Source organism: Roseateles sp. P5_B10 (assembly GCF_056400485.1).
Genome location: NZ_JBFULE010000655.1, coordinates 1 through 2,979 on the forward strand (window position 1 = coordinate 1; position 2,979 = coordinate 2,979).

General features: G+C 70.5%; 2 protein-coding genes. Both read left to right on the forward strand.

Annotated features, from left to right (window positions below; all coding sequences use genetic code 11):
• The first annotated feature begins 21 nt into the window (after positions 1-21).
• On the forward strand, positions 22-165 hold the full coding sequence (locus AC1DU6_RS25470) for a hypothetical protein (protein WP_457319723.1): 144 nt from the start codon (positions 22-24) through the stop codon (positions 163-165).
• Positions 166-167: 2 nt separating this feature from the next.
• Entirely contained in the window at positions 168-2,909 is a 2,742-nt protein-coding gene (locus AC1DU6_RS25475) for a nitrate reductase (protein ID WP_477860501.1), read from the forward strand.
• Positions 2,910-2,979: the final 70 nt, after the last annotated feature.

Genomic DNA, 2,979 nt, shown 5'->3' on the forward strand with positions numbered 1-2,979 from the left:
GACCTGCCTGGCTAGAAGAACATGAGCGAGACAAAGTCCACCTGCCCCTACTGTGGCGTCGGCTGCGGATACGCGCGGAAGCGCGATCCGCATTGCGGTGACACGGCGCACTCCCCTCTCATCCCCTCGCCAAGCGAGGGGCTCCACAGCCGAGGGCGGGTATGACCATGCGCGAAACCAAATCCACGTGCCCTTACTGCGGCGTCGGCTGTGGTGTCGTGATCGAGCATGACGACACCCAAATCACCGGCGTGCGCGGTGACCCCGACCACCCGGCCAACTTCGGCCGGCTGTGCACCAAGGGCACCAACCTGCACCTGACGGCCACGCCGGTCGTCATCCAGCACCAGCGCCTGCGCGAGCCCGCCCGTCGCGCCGAGCGTGGGGCCCAGCCCGCGATCATCAGCTGGGATCAGGCCAACCGCGAGATTGCCGACAAGCTGCTGGCCATCCGCGCCGAGCATGGTCCGGAGTCCATCGGCGTCTACATCTCCGGCCAGCTGCTGACCGAGGACTATCACGCCTTCAACAAGCTGGCCCGCGCCGTCATTGGCACGCCGCACATCGACTCCAACTCGCGGCTGTGCATGAGTTCGGCCGTGGTCGGCTACAAGCAGGCCCTGGGCGCCGACGCGCCGCCCTGCAGCTACGAGGACATCGAGCTGGCCGATTGCGTGCTGATCAGCGGCGCCAACCCGGCCTGGGCCCACCCCATCCTGTTCCGCCGCCTCGAAGCAGCGCGCGCCAACAAGCCCGCACACAAGCTGATCGTCATCGACCCGCGCCGCACCGAGACGGCCGAGCTCGCCGACCTGTACCTGCAGATCCGCCCCGGCACCGACGTGGCGCTGTGCCACGGCCTGCTGCATGCCGTCATCTGGCAGGGCTGGACGGCGGGTGACTTCATCGCCCAATCCACCGAAGGCTTCGACGCGCTGAAGGAACTGGTGCGCGACTGGGCGCCTTCCCGCGCGGCCCAGGTCTGCGGCGTCAAGGAGGCCGATATCTGGCAGGCCGCCGAGTGGTTCGCGACCTCGCCGAGTTCGCTCAGCCTCTACTGCCAGGGCCTCAATCAGAGCAGCAGCGGCACCGCCAAGAACACGGCCCTGATCAACCTGCACCTGGCCACCGGCCAGATCGGCAAGCCCGGCGCCGGCCCCTTCTCGCTGACCGGCCAACCCAACGCCATGGGCGGCCGTGAGAGCGGTGGCATGGCCACGCTGCTGCCGGGCCACCGCGACCCGGGCAAGGCCGAGGACTGGGCCGAGATCGCCTCGCTGTGGGGTGTGCCTGACCTGCCCGGCAAGCGCGGCCACACGGCCGTGGAAATGTTCGAGGCCGCAGCCCGCGGCGAGATCAAGGCGCTGTGGATTGCCTGCACCAACCCCGCCCAGTCCATGCCCGACCAGGCCACCGTGCGCCAGGCACTGGAGCGCTGCGAGCTGGTCATCCTGCAGGAAGCCTTCGCCCACACGGCCACGGCGCGCTACGCCGACTATCTGCTGCCGGCCTCCACCTGGGGAGAGAAGGAAGGCACGGTCACCAACAGCGAGCGTCGCATCAGCCGCGTGCGCCCGGCCGTGCCGGCGGCCGGCGAGTCCCGTGCCGACTGGCGCATCGTGAGCGACATCGCCGGGCTGATCGACGCCGGCCTGGGCCGGCAGCCTCGCCTGACGGCCACGACGCCGGAAGACCTCTGGCTGGAACACCGCGAGGCCACGCGCGGCCGCGACCTCGACATCACCGGCCTGTCCTGGGTCACGCTGGACACCGAAGGCCCGCAGCAGTGGCCCTTCGTCACCGGCCCGACGGCACGGCTCTACACCGATGGCCGCTTCGCCACCGCCGACGGCCGCGCCCGCTTCATCACCAAGCCGTATCAAGCCACTGCCGAAACCGCCAGCCCCAAGCACCCCTTCGCGCTGACGACCGGCCGCATGCGCGACCAGTGGCACGGCATGAGCCGCAGCGGCAGCGTGCCGCGCCTGTTTGCCCACGAAGGCAAACCGCTGGTGCGCATCCACCCCAGCGACGCCGCGCGCCGCAAGCTGGCCGACGGCGAACTCGTGCACGTGCGCTCGCGCCGCGGCGAAGTCGTGCTGCAACTCAAGCTCGATGAGAACGTGCCCCTGGCCGGCGCCGACGTCGCCATGCACTGGGGCGACGAGTTCATCGGCGCCCAGCTCGGTGTCAACGCCGTGACGCAGGGCGCCTTCTGCCCCGACTCCAAGCAGCCCGAGCTGAAGTTCAGTGCCGTCGCCATCGAGCCGGCCGACCTGCCCTGGCGCCTCAGCGCCTGCGCCTGGGTCGCACCCGCAGACGGCCCTCGCCTGCGCGAGCAGCTGCGCGCGCTGATGCCCCGCTTCGGCTACGCACACTGCCTGCCCGCACCGGCGAAGGGTGAACAAGTGGGCTGGGCCTTCGAAGCCGCCTGCGCCGAAGCGCCGGCGCCCGAGCTRGTCGATGAACTCGCCGCCGTGCTGGGCCTGAACAGCCCCGCCGTGCTGCGCTATGCCGATGCCCAGCGCGGCCGCCTGCGCCTGCTGAACCTGGACGGCGACGATCTGCAGGCCGCGCCGTTGCAGGCCCTGCTGCGTGTTGGCCAGCACGACGAAGGCGCCTGGCTGGTCGACCTCTGGCGCGAGCGCACTGCGGCATCGACGGTTGGCCGCTGGCTTCTGTCGCCCGGCACGCCGCCCACCAACACCGTGGCCGCCAGCCCGCAGGTCTGCAACTGCTTTGACGTGCGCGAGGACGTCATCCGCCTGACCCTGACCCGCTGCAGCGGCAGCCCGGCCGAGCGCCTGTCGCAGCTGCAGGGCGAAAAGCGCTGCGGCACCCAGTGCGGCTCCTGCCTGCCGGCGCTGCGCCGCCTCGTCAACACAACGCCTGAGGAAGTTCCGGCATGAACCACACCGTCTCCCTTGTCGGCGCCGGCCCTGGCGACCCGGAACTGCTGACCGTCCGCGCCTTGAAACG

Excerpts from the sequence above, each read along its gene's own strand:
- AC1DU6_RS25470 (WP_457319723.1), top strand. The coding sequence starts at position 22 with ATGAGCGAGACAAAGTCCACCTGCCCCTACTGTGGCGTCGGCTGCGGA.